The following is a 17,930-nucleotide window of genomic DNA, read 5'->3' as shown; positions in this document are numbered from 1 at the left end:
TTTTCCATTTTTATAGAAAAAAACGCCCATCCCTCTTCTTTCTCATGGAGGGATGGGCGTTTTTCGACAGTCTGAGGAGAGGCGCTTGGCGCCTCTCCTTTTTAGTCCCTTAATTCGTAAGAATGACTTCCGATCGATCTAATTCTTTTCCGAAAGCATCATAAGCAACCATATAAATTTCTGCTTCCGCTACTTGAAATCTTCCAACATAATACTTATAACTTCCGTCTATTGGAACGGAAATCACTTGCCTGCGCTCACCGTCAGTTTCGATTGCGATCTTTTGAACATCCCCAGTATAGTTCCCTGTCACATAGCTATCTTTCCCTAGTATAAAAGGATTTGTAGTAATGCTACCACTTGTTACATAGTGGGTTAGCTCGACTGGTTTTCGGTCAAGTTCTTTTCCAGCTGCATCATAAGCGATCACATTTACTTGATGCTCCCCGATTTGAAGTTCCTTTCGTTTCTCAACATAATAGCGATAGCTCTGACTATCTGCTGAAACCGAAATAGCTTGTCTCAGTTCACCATCAATTTCCAGTGCAATTTTTGTAACATCCCCATCGTAAGTTCCTGTAATATAACTATCTTTTTCTAAGATAAACGGATCTGTACTTATACTGCCAGCTGTCACATAATGAATAAATTCTATTTGTGTTCGGCTCAGTTCTTTTCCAGCTGCATCATACGCAATCATCCAAGCAGAATGGTGTCCACTTTGTAGCTTGTTACCGACGTAATAACTGTATGTCCCATCTTCTGGGACAGTAATAGTCTGCCCTCGCTTATCGTCTAGCAAGATAGCGATTTTTTTAACATCACCTGTATAATTCCCAGTAATATAATGATCTTTTTCCACTGTAAATGGCTTAGCTATGACGCTACCAGTAGTTTGATAAATGTTTACTTTTTTTCGATCAAGTTCAATACCTGTTTCATCATACGCAATCATATAGACTGCTTCTGTGTCTGCATGAATGAAATTACTTGCGTAATACTGATAACTCCCTCCTTCTGGAATGGCAATGGTTTGTTTTTTTTCTCCATCAACTTCCAGTGCAATCTTTGCTGTATCGCCTGTATAGTTTCCCGTTACATAACTTGATTGCCCTAAAACAAATTGATTTGTCGTAATCGTTCCGACCGGTAGCCTGTCTAGCATGACTTTTTGTCGGTCTAATTCTTTACCATGTTTGTCATAGGCATATACCCAAACGTTTTGTGAAAGATCGGTGATTAGTTTGCTTGCCTCATATTGAAAATTGTAATCCGAATCAGAAACTTTCAAAAAGGGATAAAATTTATTGTTCACAACTAAACTGATTTGACTCACATCACCACTGTAAGTTCCTGTTACAAACTTATCTTTATTAATTGTAAACAAATTAGGCTCAAGTGTTCCCACTCCATTTTTTATATAGTAGAAAGTAACATTTAAATCTGCATCCGGCATTGTTCCATTTGGCGCTGCTGTCGCTGATTGAAATACATAATTATCGATTGCATATTCAGGAATGCTATATTTTTCACCGTAATCTAGTGAAGCTGAATAGTTAGGATGGATTTTAGTCATGGTATCCTTGTCCAAGTATTGAACAGTCAGTGTATGTTGACTCTTTTGATAGTAGAGGACAATTTTTTGATCGGCTTGAGCCATGTTACCCGTTAAACTTTGTGTTGAATCAAGAAAGACGTAATGTTCGAATTTAGGTGCAGTAATTTGATAAGGTTCCCCTGCTTTTAAATTTAGCTGTGTTTCTTCTTGAAGCACTTCTCCTGTTTCTTTATCCAGGTATTCTACAGTTAACGTGAAAAAAGGATCTACCTCGCTAGTCAGTTGATCTTCGGCAGCCACCTTATCAAATTGAAGAAATACAGAAGTTATTAGCAAAATTGCAAGCACCATTTGAAACCATGCTCTTTTTTTCATTATTTACAACGCTCCCTATCTCATAGTTTCGAGGCTAGCTTGAAAACATTTTAAACACGCTTAATCCAATGGTTAGAATTAATAATGCCGCCAGTAAAATTGGAAAAACAACCTCAGAAAGGCTTAAAGTGGTCTTTTTTTCTTTCACCTTTTTTAAAACATATTGATTTTTCATCATCTCGCTTTGATAAGCTGTTCGTTCTTCTTTCGTTTTCTTGTTAAAATGATGAATAAATTTACTGTATTCCAGACAAACTTCTTTACTTTCACCAAAAAGCTTTAGCTGACCATAATGTAGCCAAACAACTTGATCACAGGTTTCTCTTATTTGACTGATTGCATGACTCACAAAAAAAATCGTTTTTCCAGCTTGCTTGAAACGTTCAATTTCATTTAAACATTTCTGATAAAATGTAAGGTCCCCGACGGAAAGAGCTTCATCAATAATAAGAATATCTGGATCTGTTTGGATCGCTATTCCAAAGCCTAGTTTTGCTTTCATCCCACTTGAATACTGTTTTATTGGCTGATGGATAAAATCGTGCAACTCCGTAAAACGAACAATTTTTTCTATTCTTGCTTTAATTTCTGAAGAGGTAAAACCCATGAGCAAAAGCTTCAGTTCAATATTTTCTATTCCTGTTAAATTCGGCTTAAGACCAGAGCTAATCGCAAGAAGTGAAACTTTTCCATTTCGCTTAATTTCGCCTGAGCTTGGGCTAAGATGGTCAGCGATTAAATTAGAAAGTGTTGACTTTCCTGAACCATTTAATCCAATAAAACCCACACAACTACCCTGTTTCACTTGGAAAGAAATATCTTCCAGTGCTTCAAAGTAAGCTGTTGGTTCTTGATGGAAGCGAAAAAAGTCGCTGAATTTTTTCCGCTTTAATTGGAAAGTTTTAGCAATATTTTTTAGTGAAACAGCTTCTTCCATAGTTGAAAAAGTAGTTTTTTTTATCCTTTTATTTGTTTTCAAACTCATTTTTATCCCTTCTTACATATATTCCGTAAATTTGGATTTATAGCGATTCATCAAATAAATACCCATTAGCAAAATGAGAAACATGATACTAAAAAAGTAAATCGTCCACCATGTTTTTTCGAAGAACCATTCTCTAGAAAGCAACGCATCTCGAAAGCCTTCAACTAAGTAGACAAATGGATTTAGTTTAAACAACTTCGTCAAAATGGAATTTTCATTCGCTGTTACATCAATGACCGCACCTGAAATGAAAAATAGTAACCTCATGGCTGAATTAATAATAAGTTGAAAATCACGAAAAACAACTGTGATAACGGATGTAAATAATGAAATCGTCATCAAAAATAAAACGGTTAACAAAAAGTAATAAATGAGCTGCAGCCATTCTAGTGTTGGATAAAAGCCTGATCCAACATACAAAATGAGAAATAAGCCAAACATCGTAAAAAAACTATTTAGCCCTTTAATAACAGAAATGGTGGGCAAAATTTCAACTGGAAAAGCTGTTTTAGAAAGTAAGCCTAAGTTTGAATAAATCGAAGCAGCTCCTGAAACAATACTAGAACTCATGTAAAACCATGGAATGATACCGATAAGCATCCAGTATAAATAGGGAACACCTGAAGGGAGTGCTGCATGCCCTCCAAGCCGTAAGCCAAAAACTACATAATAAATGATAATTTGAAGAGCCGGACTTAGAAATTCCCAGAGCAGTCCAAAAAAATGATTTTGATGCATAGCTTTTTTATCAAATTTTGCTAAACGAAAAATTTTACTCCAATTGAGCAAGTGCACTTTTCCCCACGTGATCAAAGTGTTCACTCTACCCCTCCACTCTGATTTTTTGTAATGAGTTGTTCAGTTTGTTTGAGCAAAAATGGAGTAAAATAAAGCCCCGTCTCGCTGTGTTCCTCGTAATCTCCTAAATCTAGCTGATAAGCTATGCCTTTTTCAGAAAATCGCGTTAAAAGCGGCTGAAGATGATCTGGATAATGAAAATCTCCTTTTCCAACATGAAAATAAAACTCTGGAAATTTCTCTGTGAGCTCTACTTGGTTAAAAATCAACTGATTCCAAAAAGAAAAACCATAGTTTGAATCAGGGCCCATTAATTGGTCAAAACGTTCCCGCATAGAAGGAGAAGTCGCTCTTCGGTTCAAATAATCTGCAATATAAATTTGCGGGGCTCCAACAATGGCCTTTCCAAAATAATATTTTAAGCTATAATAAAGAGCTGCTGTTCCGCCTTTACTTGACCCCGTTGCAATAATATTTTCTGAAGCAATCCCTTCTTTATTGGCAATTGTTGTGATCAGAGCAATCACGCTTCTTTCATAGTCATGTGAGCCAGCAAATCCTACATAATAGCAAAACTGATTTTTATATGAATCTAAGATAAATAACTTATTGGCATTCACTGGTCCAAGTGTGCGTATATGATTGTAGACTGGTGCGCCCCCTTTAAACTCAGTGGAGTAAAGTCCTGAAAAAGAAATAACTAGCTGGTCTGATGGCGTTTGCGCTTTTTGAAAAATGTATTTTACTGGCACATCACTATAAAATATTTTTTCCTGTTCCAAAGTTGTATCAAGCAATTGCCCATCGGACAAATTTAAATGCACAAGATTTGAAAGTTCATTCCACTGCATCACTTTTTTTTCATTTCGAATGAAAAGACGAATTTGATAGCTTCCACTATACGTTGGTACAATCGCAAGTTCATTATACTTTTGACAAGTCTCGTACCAAACTCGTTGAATGATGTGACCATTTTGATAAAGATAATAAGCAAATTCGTAACTTTGACGAAATGAATTATATAAATCAAACGTAAAGGTTAACTTACCATTTTGGAACTTTAACTCTTTCATATTTACTTTCATAATCTAGCCTCTTTCTTTAGATCTGTTTTAACAAATGAACACCTGATTCTACTTGAACACTTGTTTTTTCTGTACGCTTTTTTTCTCCTCGTATTAAGTCTTCTAAAACTGCAAAAATAAAAGAGGTGTACTGATTGACAAGTCGCGTATGTTTTTCTTCACCTCGATTTATGAACAGTTGACTCTTAACTCCTTGTTCTTGCAAAAAATAACGGTACTGCACTAAAGCATTGAATTGGATATCATTTAGCCCAGTGTAAAAGTTTAAGTTGCAATCCGGCTTTATTTGATAAAGAGACGGGGAATAAAAAAACTGGTTTACTTGATTTTCAAATCGTTCATCTTCTGCAAAAAACAAGCTTTTCTCTGCCTGACAAAGGGTATTGATAAAGTCTGCCACGTGAATCTGCGGGACAAGTGAAAAGACATCTGTAATATGTGGATTTAATAGCCCATAAAGTAATGCCCCAGTCCCCCCTTTACTAGAACCAAAAGCAATCACTTTTTTATAACCATGTTGTTGAATAAAATTTGTTAATTCTTGATTTAATTTTGTATGGATCATTTTGCCATGGTCAATGAAATACCAACCATAAACGCTTGAAAAGTGGTCTTTGATGAAAAGGTAGTCTGCTACTCGAACTCGTTCAGAAAATTTCATCCAAGTATATCGCTCGTGCATCTCAGCTATTTGTTTTTGGCCGATTTCATTTAAAAAGACTCCAGGAATTGCATCATTAAGTGGCTTGGCAGCGTTTTGAAAAACTAAGACAAGGACATCACTGCCGTTTTGAAGATGTTTGCCATGTAGCATCGCCATCACATTTCACCTTCATAAATCAACAATTCGAGTTTTTCGAATCGGCTGGCTTATTTTAGTTGTAACTTCGCTGTCTCCCCTATGACGCACAAAAACCTTCACACGATATTCACCACCACTTTTCAGTAAAACTTGGTGGGTATCAAACGAAGTATATTTCGATTTATTAATAGCTTCTGCGACACCTGTTTGATAGGTGTAAAAAGCAAACTCATAGTCCTCAGGATTTATTTTTCGAGCTGTATGACACTTTACTTGTAAATAGTCTCCTGAAATAAATACGGCTACATCTTGAATTAGTTCTTCTTGTTTCTTCATCTTTTTCCTCAATCTTTTCTTCATTTTAATTACTCCTCATCGTGCTTTTGTAAGCATTTCTTTTATGAGTTGTTCTACTTGGATCACGATTTTATCACGGGAAAATTTTTCACATGCGTATTTCTTGCGACTTAAAATGGCTTGTTCATTCCACTGCGAGTCAGAAACAAGCGCTGCTGCACCGTCTAAATTCGATACAATATAACGTTTCGGATAGACAGTATCTGCCCCTTTCCAATCGCGAATGATAGGAACTGCTCCACTTGCCATCGCTTCCGAAACAGATACATGTGACCCTTCAAAATCACTTGGGGAGAGTAAATAGCCAATTTTTTGTAACCATCTATCTACATCGTTCCCATGTGGGTCAAACACGATATTGTCTTTCCACGGCGCTTGGTTAATTCGCTCAAATAGATCTGTATAATAGCTCCGTTCTTTTTCTCTTGCCATTAACCAGGGAAGCTCTTCAGGAAGTTTACTTTTCACGAACAGTTTATATCGCGAATCTTTTTTCCAAAGTTTTTCAAGTAAATCCACTGCAAGGTCAAGTCGCTTTCGTGCTGGTAAAATCCCGCAAATTCCCAAATGAAACTGATAATCCTCTGTTTTCGGTAAATCCAATTTTTCGCTATCAATCAAATTATCCAAGTACCTCATTTTATGTCGAGGTATTTTAAAAATCCGGTGAAATTCTTCTAACATATAAGGAGTAATCACAATAAATTCATCGATTTTTTCTTGTACCATCTGTCTTGGATAATTCAAATCTTTTTCTTGAAAATGCATCCTCGTTATTAAAACTTGATCTTCCCTTTTATGTTTTGAATACCATACTGCATTTCCTAATCCCCATTCACAAAAAATAACATCCGCCCACTTCAAGCATTCTTGGCTATATTTTTCATCATGCTTTTCATGCGATGTGAACTGGTCTTTTTTTACTTCAAAATCTGGGTGTTGCTCAAAGTATTCCATTAGCATCACCGCAAATTTCAAATCATGCCCTGCAAACAATAAATGGGTTTTTGTTTTTTTAAAGGACCAAATAAAGTCTTTTAAACGTTCATAAGCAGCTGAAAAGGTAAAAGCTTTACTCGCCTGATAAATCATTTGAGCTGCTTCAAAATAAAGCCTATCATCTGATAGAACTGCTAGCGTTTTACTCACAAAATCAGCCTCACTATCCACAAAAAGAGGATATTCTTTTCCTAATAAGTCTTCGTGCATTTTTGTCCGTCTTACAAGTGCTGGTTTGCCCAATCTACCATATTCAAGTAGTTTACTTGAAAGTTCAACACTATCATCGTTATCAAGACTTTCACTTCTCCAACTAATCCCAACATCAGCTTCTGCGATCAAAGCCTGACAGCTGTCTCTCGATACTGCCCCTATCCAATCAATCGCAGACGTCTTTTGAAAGTCATTTTTTATACGTAACTGATTTTCCGGTTCACGCAATCGTTCTTGAAATTTATCCCCCACAATTTGCGTGTGTATTTGAGGGTTTTCTTTTACTAATTTTTTTGTAGCTTCAATAATTTCTTCTGTATACCAGTCCTCATGGAATTTTCCGCTATAAATCAATCGCGAATGCCGATTTTGAAATCGTGGTAATTCCTTCTCCAAGTCTGGAATCATTGGATAAAGCAATTGAATTTTTTTGCCATCCACTTGCACTAATTTTTTAAAGGCTTCCTTCGTTTCTTTTGTCTGTAAAAAAAGATGATCAAAATGGTCGTATACCCGTTTTAAATCAACGCGCTCTTCTTTTGTTGACCGGTGATCGTGCTTAAAATCGGTCAAGTAAGGAACTGTGATAGGTTGAAACACCTCATAATGCATGATCTCTCGTACTAGATTAAATCCGCGAACTATAACAAGATCATAAGGATTCTCTTGATGAAGACTAGCCATAATTTGAACGGCTTCTGCAACTGTTAAACGTGTGTTTCGAGTTTCAACTAGCTTAGCAAACGACTCAAAAGGTTGAATGATTTTCAAATTGTCATAGCCTTCTAATGCACTCGTTAAACGGCTGTTTTGCTCTTTTGCTTTTAATAATAAATCTACTTGAATCCGTGGATTTGAACTCAGTACTGGTGCAATCGAAGTAAGCCAGACTGCTGATCCGTCCATAAAATTCAAATCGATATCTCCATAAAGTAAGATTCGTAATTGACTCATTTCGTATACGTTCCTCCTAAATCTCAACTTGTTCTCTTAAACGCTTTTCAACTTGTGCTCCATTTTCGATAAAGTTAAATTTATCGCTACTAAAGAATTTAGCTCCTTGACTCATGTAAGAAGACAAATTTACATCCTTGAACAAATCTTTAAGCACAGTTTTTAAACTTTTCTTGAAAACAAAGTCAGTGCGAACGATAGATCTTGAAGGCAATAACTCATTTGTATAAATATACTCACTAAGCTGATTAACAGAAGCCAGTTGATCCTGTTCGAGCAAAAAATAACTAGCCTTTCCAATAAAGTCTGCATCTGTATAAATGGATGCAAGCATCAAATCTTTCAAATAATGTCTTCCATAAAAGTGCATATCGTTCCACATTGTTATAAAATCTGTGGAGAATAATGAAGAAAAATCCGTATAATGGTCAAGGTATTCAAATAAATAAATCGATACCTTTTCACTTTGATAATCATTAAAAATATGATTAATATCCGAAAAATTTTCGACGTCTTGAATAAAAATAGCCAGTTGTTTTGCTGAATAACTTTGCTTTTCAAATTTATCCCTAACTTGCTGTATTTCTTTTTCCGATGAGGCGAAATAAATAACAGTTACAGAAGGAGATTTTACTTTTATCGCACTTTGCACTTCCAATTTCCCTAAAATAAATTGCAAACGGTGCTTATACGTATGTTTTTCATAAATTTCGCGGATCCCCTCTAATGACTTCCGTCGATACAAAGTCTCATCTTTCATCATTTTCATCATTTGTTTACTTAATTCTTCAGGTTTTCGCGAAATCATGACTAGATTTCCAAACAAATGATCAATTCCTTCTGAATAGCTACTAAGCACTGGCGTCCCACAGGCCATTCCTTCAAAAACTCGCCGGGAAAACATAGTTGGAGAATGAATAACACTATTCACATTTAGCATAAAACGATAACCTTTATAAGCTTTATCAATTTCACTATATGAAAGGCTACCGACAACATTCTCTAAAAATTGATTAGGAAAACGAAATTCTGGTTCAGGTCGTTCAAAGTTGCGATCATAAATTACAAGTCCAAACGCTTTACTGATTTCTAGCATTTCATCCATAATTCGCCGTCTTTCCGGATGGCGATTTGCATAGTAAGAACCAGCAAAACAAATCGCATTTTTTCTAGGTTCCGGCAATTGAATAGGATTATGGAAAGTTGGATTAGCCGCAAATGGTAGTGCATAGACACGCTCATGTTTGGCTTGTTTTTTATAATCATTTATTTTATTAGCATCTGATGTGAAAATATAATCAAATCGTTTGGCGGTATCAATAAATTTCTCAAAATGAATCGGGTCTTCTTTATTCCAAAAAAGTGTCGGAATCTCTTGCTTTTTGCACCATTCCAGCAAAGCAAATAGCTCTTCTCGGTGAACGTTATTGTATTTCCCAATTTTATATTGCCAAGTGTCAAAATTTCCATGCCAAGCAGATTCGATAAACAAGATGTGTGGCTTATTTTCACTCAAAACGGTTTCCCAATTTTCTGGCGTAAATGTGATCAATTCCACTTCTGATGAATAATTAGTCATAGTAAACTCATCGAAAATACACGCTACTTTTAAGTCTCGAAATTCTTTAACTGCGTCAATTGGATTTCGAAACGTCTGATGGTTTATTAGTTTTTTAGGGCTTGGCTTAAAAACTCGCTCTAAAATGATATTTTTAATCCGCACTATGCCTTTTCCTGATACCTTTAAAGCGAGTCGGAGAGATTTCGTATTTTTACCCAACGTAACAAATTGCTCCTCTTCTAAAGAAATTAATGTTGTTTGTCCCTTTTCTTTTCCGTCATATTCTGCAATAGCTAGTTTTGCTTGAATCCCCTCTGACTGTTCAATAGAGAAATGAACGCGTAGTTCTTCTTCTGGTAAAACACGGATTAGATACTCAGGAAGTCTTGTAAAAGCAACATTTTTTTCCATGAAAGATGCATAGTTGGACCGATTCTTGCTGTTTGCAAAGAAAAGGTCTCCTTCGACAGAATAAATATGCAATCCTTCTTCTTCGATGTGCCACCAATTTGCGCTGTTCAAAAGAACTTCTTCCGAAACTAGTTTTGGTCGAATTTCAGCAATAATGTTTGTTTGAAAGTGATTTATGGATTTATAGATTTGATTTACTTTCTCTTTAAGAGAATTTTCTTTCTTAGTTTCCAATACTTTCCAGTCCATTTCATTGTTTTTGTATTTAACACTTTTTGATAGCGCTCGTTTAAAACTTCAAATTCATGTTCTTTCTTTTCTAACTGTTTCTCTAATTTAAAATGACTACTTTCCAGCTTTTCAATTGTTTGAGTTAATTCCTGTAACACTGGACGCAAATCTTCTAGCAAATTGAATGTTTTTTGTTTATATACACTTAATTCAGCTTTAGAGTTCTTCAACTCTTCCACTAGTTTTCCTTCTGTCCTTAATGCTTCTTTTGTTTCTTTCTGGATGGCACCTAATTCTTTTGTTTGTTGAGTGAGATTTTGCGTTTCTAGTTCACTACTTTTCAGCTGAAGTTGTAGCTCTTCCATCTGTCGTTTTAACTTTTGATTTTCAGCCTTTAATGTAATTTCTTCATGAATCGATTTTTCCAGTTGAAGTTCTTTTTCATGTAGCTTTATCTCAAAAAATTGCTTACCTGTAGGAACCGTTTCTAATTTCATTTCTTCACTCCTTTACTAATTCCTGATAAATTCGCAAAAAGCCTTCCTGCTCTCTTTCCCACGAGTAGCGAAGTCGAGCTTTTCGTGCATTTTGGCTCATTTCATCACGCATTTCAGGGTGATCCAACATTTCATTGATTCCTCTTGCGATCGAATTCACATCATTCGATTGAACAATGACACCAATTTTTTCCTTTGTTACAACTTTTCTGATTTCTGGAAAAGAGCAAGCTACTACGGGTACCCCTGCCATCATGTATTCAAATAATTTGTTTGATGCAGCTGAATAATGATTAAAGCATGTATCATTCAATAGCTGAATACCAAGATATGCATTTCTTGTATAAAGTGGCAGCTCACCCACGGGCACTTTAGGTAAAAATTTAATGCGGTGTTGTAATCTCAGCCGCTCTGTTTGCCTAATCAATTCGGCTCTCAGCTTGCCATCTCCTAAAAAAACAACAACGCCCCGTTTGATCAACGGCGTTGCATCAATCAACTTTTCTAGTCCTCTCCCACTTTGCAACCCTCCTTGATAAAGCAAAATCGGCTCATCATTAGCGATATTCAATTTTTCATGTAGATTGTAAGGAACTTCTGTTTCATCAGAAAAAAAAGGATAGTTATAAACAACAGCTGGATAAAATCCGTACACTCTCCGAATAAATTTAGCTCTTGTATGGTTTTCATGAATACAACGATCAACAAAATGGAGTAACCATTTTTCAGCTATCCCATAGTAAGCTGCGTTATATCCAGTTCTACTGAGATTCACTTCATGCGAATCAAAAACGAGCGGCTTATTTTTCAACCACTTCGCACAAACAACGGCTTGAAAAAGGGTATTTAAATCGTTGGCATGATAAACATCCGTTTGAGTCCTAATTCCCCAATAAATCATTTCTACAATTTGAATGACCTTTTTTAAAAAGCTTCCACATTTTGTTTGGTAGATTAGAAACCACATTGCTACAAGAATCATTCCTAAAAGAGGCGAGAACCACGTGAGTAACCCCCACAAAATAATAATCAAAAACTTGCTCCAAAATCGTTTAGGTTTGGGCCAGTTGAAGCGAACTCGACGCACATAAAATTGATCAAGTGGTTTCTCTAATTTTTCTTGATTGCCTCGTAAAGCAATTAAGAACACTCGATAGCCAGCTTCATGAAGTGCAGTACATTCCCGCAAGACACGCGCATCATTTGTAAATTCGTTCCAAACAAACATCGTGACTTTTTTCTTCATCTTCGTCTCCCATTACAAATTTATTCATTAGCGACCGATTCAATTCCCAATTAAAATGCTTTTCAGCAAACGCTCTCCCATTTTCACCATGGTAAAATCGAATTTCGGGATGATTCACCCAATTTAGTAGTACTTTTTTGATTGCCAAAATTTGCTTTTTCTCAAATATGATACCAGCACGTGCTTCTTCAATTATTTTTTTTGAGTAGCCAGAAGCAACGCCGATGATCGGAAGTGCCACACCCATGTAGTCAATCACCTTTCCGGGAATTACAGTATGCAAAATTGGAATATTTTCCAGACCAACATATGCTACATCTGCTTTTTTTAAATGTTCAATGATTTTTTTTCTGGGCTCAGGGGGGCTAATTTCAATATTTTGAATCTGCTCATCGCTGACTCGTTTTTGAATACGAGCATAGTCCGCTCCATAACCAATCATTTGAAAGCAAATATGAGGATAGCTTCGCAAACTTTTAGCTAATAAAATAAAGCTGTCCAAATCTTGTGCAGCACCCATGTTTCCTGCATAAACAACCTTTAAGCTTTCCTTGCGCTCAAAACTTCTCTCTGGATAAAATTCATCTAGCGTCAATGCGTTTGGTAAAAAAAGAATCTCCTTTTTTTCACCTACTTTTTCTCGGATAAAGGGAATAAAACCTTCACTATTCACAATAATCCGATCTGCTTTCTGATAAATAACTCTTTCTATCCAATAACTTGACCATCGAGCAATGGTGGCAACAGAGTGGCTGAATATGCTCATTGATTCGGGCCACAAATCGCGAATATCCAAAACCAAATCGGCTTTAAATTTTCTTTTAGCCAAAAGAGCAACTAATGGAATTGAAAGCGGAGGAGTCGTGGCAAGAATAATATCATAGTTTTGCTTTTCTTGCCGAATAGCAAATAGCAATTTGATGAATACTTCTAAATAAAGCAAAAAACGAGAAAAGAGATTCTTTTCAGTTGCATATTTTCGCGTTTTTACTCGCTTAACCACAATTTCAGTTGAAAGAGATTGCTCGAATAGACTTTTTGAATAGATTTCTTTTTGCGGATACTGTGGTTCTGTAGTAAGCACTGTCACGTCCCCTGCTTCATTTAAAAACTCACAAACTCGTTCCATTCGATTGGCTGCACTTCCAATTTCTGGAGCAAAATTCTGTGTAATCACCAAAACCTTCTTTTTCACCTTGTTTTCCTGCTCCTTCACGATTCAGCTCCCCCAAAAAAACTACTATACATGTGTCGTTTTTGTATTTATTTTCGATAAACTTCCTAAGTTATAATAGTTATCGCTATTTGTAAGTTGAGTGGCAATATTTTTTGTATCAAGAATAATGACTTCGGAAGCCGCTGCCTCAAAGTCCTCTAATTTTAAATTTTTAAATTCATGGTGATCTGTCAAAATCAAAACTAGATCCACCTCGTCGATTGTTTCCTTAAAATCAGTACTTACGAAATCAGCTTGAACATGAGAATCGAAAGCCCTGACTTGATAGTTTGCATGAAAAACGAGCTGATCAAAAATTTCCATAGCTGGACTTTCTCGTATATCATCAATATTTCCTTTATACGTCAACCCTAGAACAGCAATTTTTGGTTTGGCTATATTATGCAATAGATCTTCTACTTTTTGGACAATGAAGCTTGGCATTAGTGAATTAACTGTTCGAGATGCTTGAATCAACGGCGTTTGCCTAGGAGCTTTTTCAATAATAAAGTATGGATCCACTGCCAAACAATGCCCACCAACGCCCGGTCCCGGTGAATGAAGATTTACTCGTGGATGTTTGTTGGCTAGATCAATCACTTCTAGTGCATCAATATCCAGCTCATCACAAACCTTAACAAGTTCATTAGCAAGTGCAATATTCACATCTCGATACGTATTTTCCATCAACTTAGACATCTCAGCGGCGGAGGCTGTTGTCGCTAAAAGCTCTCCTTGTACAAAAGTATTGTACACTGCCTTTCCAGCCTCTGTGCAAGCATCTGTGATTCCGCCAATAATCCGATTGTTATAAATTAATTCGTGGATTACTTGTCCTGGTAAAACGCGTTCTGGACAGTGTACTAAGAAAACATTTTCTCCAACTGTAAATCCACTTGCTTCTACCATTGGATAGATATGATCTACCATAGAGCGCGGAGCAATTGTTGATTCAATGATGATCGTGTTTCCTTTTTCCAAAACGGGTAGTACAGATCTTACGGCACTTTCCACATAATCTAAATTGCAAGATTTATACGTGTCCGAGTGATTAGGGGTTGGAACGGAAATAATAAATGTGTCGGCTGGCTCTACTTCTCTTCTAGCATGAAATCGGCCACTCATAAGCGCTTTATCTAGTTCTTTTTGCAGTCCTGGTTCTTCAATATGAATTTGTCCATTAGTCAACTTATTTAAGACTGATTCACTGATATCTACTCCACACACTTCTTGCCCATGATTAGCAAACATCAGCGCAGTTGGTAACCCAATATAGCCTAATCCAACAACTGTAATTTTCAATGTGTATCCTTCTTTCTCATCTTTATTTAGCCGTTGGAATCACAATATTCCATTCTGCTAACTCTTTTTTTTCTGGCATGTATAATAATTTAGCTGTTTTTATATCTTTAGGTATTTCAAATGAAACCTTTCCACTTAATGTTTTTTCCGGCTGAAAAGCATCCCCAAATGTATTTCCATTCGCAGATACCTTATAAGTTTTGTCCTTTGCTTTCATGGTAAAATCATATGCTCCTACTCCAACTTCTGAAACATCATGATTAGTGAACTTCATTTCTAGGGTAACAAGGTTTTTATTTCCTTTTCCATTTTCGGTTGTTTTAACATCGACGATTTTCATGTCTATTTTATTTACAGTTTTTGTGACATACATTTCTTTTTCAGTAGTTTGATCCGTTTCTTTATTTTTGTCGTTTGTTTGACTATTTGGCGTCGAGCTGCAGCCTGAAATAATGAGCATCGCAAGAAACGCAACTAGTGCACTAACTAGAATTTTTCTTTTTTTCATTTTGTTAAATTCACCTTATTCTTCATAGTAAATATAAAGGACTGCTTTACTTTACAGCCCTTTATATCTGTTTTTATTTTGTAATTGTTACTTGTGCTTGTGTAAACGCGGTGCCTGAATCATCCATTCCAATCAACTCTACTTTACTGTCCGCTGTAATCCCTTTATCCTTTGCATAATAACTAAAAGTACCATCTGCTTTTACCACTGTAAAAGCAGAAAGCGCTGTTCCATCTACTTTAAGACCAATACGCTTAACGTTTCCAGTTACTTTGCCTGTAATATAGCTGCTTCCAATCTTATAGCTGTTCGGAATAATAGTTCCTGTCCAGTCAACAATTTTTACTGTTGCACGACTTAACTCTTCGCCCTTCGAACTTAGACCAATAACTTCTACTTTGCTATCTGCTTTAATGTTTTTATCATTAACAAAATAACTGAATGTTCCATCACTTTTAACAACTGTGATAGCATTTGGATAGTCTTTACCATCCACTTCAATTTTCACTTTGGTTACGTCTCCTGTTGCCTTACCTGTCACATAGTAATTTCCTACATTATAAGTATCAGCGGAGATCGTACCAGATGCACTAGTAATCGAAACGGTATCTCGATCTAATTCTTCATAATTGGCGCTATAACCGATAACTTCCACTTTGCTAGTTGCTGTTAGATTTAAACCACCTACGTAGTATTTAAAAGAACCATCAGCATTAACAGTTACGATAGAAGTTTTTTCCACACCATCAACCGAGATGCGTACTTTTGCAACGTCTCCTGTACTTGTCCCAGTTATATAGCTACTTCCAACTTTATATTCATCTGCAGTAATGGTTCCAGCACCAGCAACAAGTTGGACAGGTTTACGATCCAATTCAACACCATTTTTACTTAGTCCCACTAATTCCACATTTTGATCAATACTTGTGATCACATCGCGTGCATAATAATTAATTTTGCCATCTTTTACAGGAATCGTTTTGCCAGTATACTTGCCGTCAACATATAGCTGAATCTTTGTAATCGTACCAGTATAAGTTCCTGTAATATAAGAATCCGTTCCTACCTTAAAGCTATTTGGATTAAGAACCCCACCGCTTTTAATCAGGTTAACTTTAGCACGATCTAATTCTTTTCCATTAATATCATAAGCAATAACTTCCACATTTTGACTTGTATTCAAGATCTTAGAAGATCCTACATAAAGACTATATGGACTTGAAGTTGGGAACTTTTGACCAGACATTTTACCGTCAATCATAATGACAAGTTTATAAACGTCACCAGTGTATTCACCTGTAACAGTCCAATCTTCACCAATAATAAAATCATCAGCAGTGACTGTTCCTTTTAAAACTCGGTCATAGTAAACTGTAATTTCTTTATCTCCAGTTCCCATTGTCCCAGTTAAACTCTCTGAAGAAGAGTTGTACGTATAATCAGTAATTGTTTCTTTTGGAACAGTATAACTATCTCCTTCTTTTACAGTTGCTGTATAATCTGCATGGATTGACTTACCTGTTTCTTTATCAACATAGTGAGCAACTAACTTATGTTCAGCGATATTCTTTTTATAGTAAAGTGTAATTTCTGTGTCGCTATTCCCCATCGTTCCAGTCAACGGAGCAGAGGAAGAATCATACGTATAGTCAGCAATTGTTTCTTTAGGAGCCGTATAACTATCCCCTTCTTTTACATCTGCTGTATAATCCGTATGAAGTGTTTTACCTGTATCTTTATCCACGTAGTGAACTGTCAATTTATGATTTTCTTTTTTATTGTAGTAAAGCGTAACTTCACGATCTTGACTGCCCATCGTTCCAGTTAATGGATCTGAAGAAGAGTCGTACGTATAATCTGCAATTTCGTCTTTCGGAACCGAGTAGCTTTTTCCTTCAACAACATTGACAGAATAATCATCTTTTATTTTTTGTCCTGTTTTTTTATCTACATAATGAGCGGTAACTTTATGTTGTTGAGGCAGTTCATTAATTCCAATTAGGAAATCATGTGCGCCTGTATAGTGTCCAGTTGAACCTGTGAATCCCCAATAAACTTCATTTGATCCAAAAGTCTTAACTGGATCAATCACATAGGAGTTACTTACGCCATTAAATGTGTATGTGAATTTGTGGTTAGTCGCATCCCAATGAATACTAAGTTTTTTCCACGACCCATCTGCAATTTGCTCTGTCATGTAACTTACCGCATTATGTGGTTGAGCTTCAAGTTTCCCTAAGTTTTCTGGTGTGACAAAAGCTGTATGTCCATATGTGTTTTCTATTAAGTTCTGGTCATAAGCATCGAGATTAGAAGCATTGTAGAATGAATCATACTCAAAAGACAAAGCATTTTGGATATAAGAGCCATCCCAAGAATAAGCTCCAAGTGCCTGCCCATCATTTCCAAGCGCAGTTACACCTCTGCTGTCATTGTGCATTGTAAATGTAATTCCATCTGCGAACTTCGTGTCCGGATCCATTTTACCAAAATACAAATATGATCCGAGTGTAAAGTCTTTGGATAAATCCAATTTATAGTTTGCAAACATCGATCCTGCCTGATAATAACCAGTAGCGAGACTAACTGCCTTGCCATCGCTACTAATTGAAGCATTTCCGTTTCCCGGTTCAAAAACCTTTGTTAAATCTTCAATTTCTTCTGGTGGAGCAGGTACATCAGAAGTTGCTGTGTCAGCAGCTTTTACTTTTTGTTGCCATGGCCCAGCGACGTTTAAAACGGGCGCAACCGTCAGAAAAGCAATAAATAAAGAGATAATACCCTTTTTCAAAAATTTCATTTCCTATCATTACTCCTTTAATTCTTGTATTT

Annotated in this window: 14 protein-coding genes; all 14 read right to left on the bottom strand. The window is 36.2% G+C overall.

The genetic code is table 11. The features are described from left to right. Positions 1-109: 109 nt before the first annotated feature. Entirely contained in the window at positions 110-1,933 is a 1,824-nt protein-coding gene (locus tag HCK02_RS06390; protein WP_167629257.1) for a MucBP domain-containing protein, read from the bottom strand. Between the two features lie 34 nt (positions 1,934-1,967). Continuing rightward, entirely contained in the window at positions 1,968-2,918 is a 951-nt protein-coding gene (locus HCK02_RS06385; protein WP_167629256.1) for an ABC transporter ATP-binding protein, read from the bottom strand. Positions 2,919-2,930: 12 nt separating this feature from the next. Further along, the gene (locus HCK02_RS06380; RefSeq protein WP_167629255.1) at positions 2,931-3,740 is read right to left on the bottom strand and encodes an ABC transporter permease; all 810 of its coding nucleotides are present in this window, start codon (positions 3,738-3,740) and stop codon (positions 2,931-2,933) included. Beyond that, positions 3,737-4,801, bottom strand: coding sequence for an accessory Sec system protein Asp2 (locus HCK02_RS06375; protein WP_167629254.1), 1,065 nt, complete (start codon positions 4,799-4,801; stop codon positions 3,737-3,739). The genes HCK02_RS06380 and HCK02_RS06375 overlap by 4 nt, the downstream gene beginning before the upstream one ends. 16 nt (positions 4,802-4,817) lie before the next feature. Then, the gene (locus HCK02_RS06370) at positions 4,818-5,621 is read right to left on the bottom strand and encodes a hypothetical protein (protein WP_246215540.1); all 804 of its coding nucleotides are present in this window, start codon (positions 5,619-5,621) and stop codon (positions 4,818-4,820) included. A gap of 12 nt (positions 5,622-5,633) precedes the next feature. Then, positions 5,634-5,963, bottom strand: a complete 330-nt coding sequence (locus HCK02_RS06365; protein ID WP_167629253.1) for a hypothetical protein — start codon at positions 5,961-5,963, stop codon at positions 5,634-5,636. Positions 5,964-5,975: 12 nt separating this feature from the next. Beyond that, positions 5,976-8,126, bottom strand: coding sequence for a glycosyltransferase family protein (locus tag HCK02_RS06360; RefSeq protein WP_167629252.1), 2,151 nt, complete (start codon positions 8,124-8,126; stop codon positions 5,976-5,978). Positions 8,127-8,142: 16 nt separating this feature from the next. Beyond that, positions 8,143-10,332: a CgeB family protein gene (locus HCK02_RS06355; protein WP_167629251.1), complete on the bottom strand. Its 2,190-nt coding sequence runs from the start codon at positions 10,330-10,332 to the stop codon at positions 8,143-8,145. After that, positions 10,293-10,826 (bottom strand): hypothetical protein, encoded by a 534-nt coding sequence (locus HCK02_RS06350; RefSeq protein WP_167629250.1) that lies wholly within the window; start codon positions 10,824-10,826, stop codon positions 10,293-10,295. The genes HCK02_RS06355 and HCK02_RS06350 overlap by 40 nt, the downstream gene beginning before the upstream one ends. Before the next feature lie 4 nt (positions 10,827-10,830). Next, a complete protein-coding gene (locus HCK02_RS06345) occupies positions 10,831-12,072 on the bottom strand; it encodes a glycosyltransferase family 4 protein (RefSeq protein ID WP_167629249.1) in 1,242 nt (413 codons plus the stop codon). Further along, complete coding sequence (locus HCK02_RS06340) at positions 12,026-13,288, bottom strand: glycosyltransferase family 4 protein (RefSeq protein ID WP_167629248.1); 1,263 nt, start codon at positions 13,286-13,288, stop codon at positions 12,026-12,028. Before HCK02_RS06340 ends, HCK02_RS06345 begins: the two co-directional genes overlap by 47 nt. Before the next feature lie 24 nt (positions 13,289-13,312). Continuing rightward, the gene (locus tag HCK02_RS06335; RefSeq protein ID WP_167629247.1) at positions 13,313-14,590 is read right to left on the bottom strand and encodes a nucleotide sugar dehydrogenase; all 1,278 of its coding nucleotides are present in this window, start codon (positions 14,588-14,590) and stop codon (positions 13,313-13,315) included. A 22-nt stretch (positions 14,591-14,612) separates the two neighbouring features. After that, positions 14,613-15,098: a DUF4352 domain-containing protein gene (locus HCK02_RS06330; protein WP_167629246.1), complete on the bottom strand. Its 486-nt coding sequence runs from the start codon at positions 15,096-15,098 to the stop codon at positions 14,613-14,615. A 73-nt stretch (positions 15,099-15,171) separates the two neighbouring features. Next, positions 15,172-17,898, bottom strand: coding sequence for an immunoglobulin-like domain-containing protein (locus HCK02_RS06325; RefSeq protein ID WP_167629245.1), 2,727 nt, complete (start codon positions 17,896-17,898; stop codon positions 15,172-15,174). Positions 17,899-17,930 lie beyond the last annotated feature (32 nt).

The organism is Listeria valentina (genome assembly GCF_011800755.1).
In the GTDB taxonomy this organism is placed as follows: domain Bacteria; phylum Bacillota; class Bacilli; order Lactobacillales; family Listeriaceae; genus Listeria; species Listeria valentina.
Note: the sequence above shows the minus strand (reverse complement) of the source record. Positions and strands in the feature narration are given on the sequence as shown.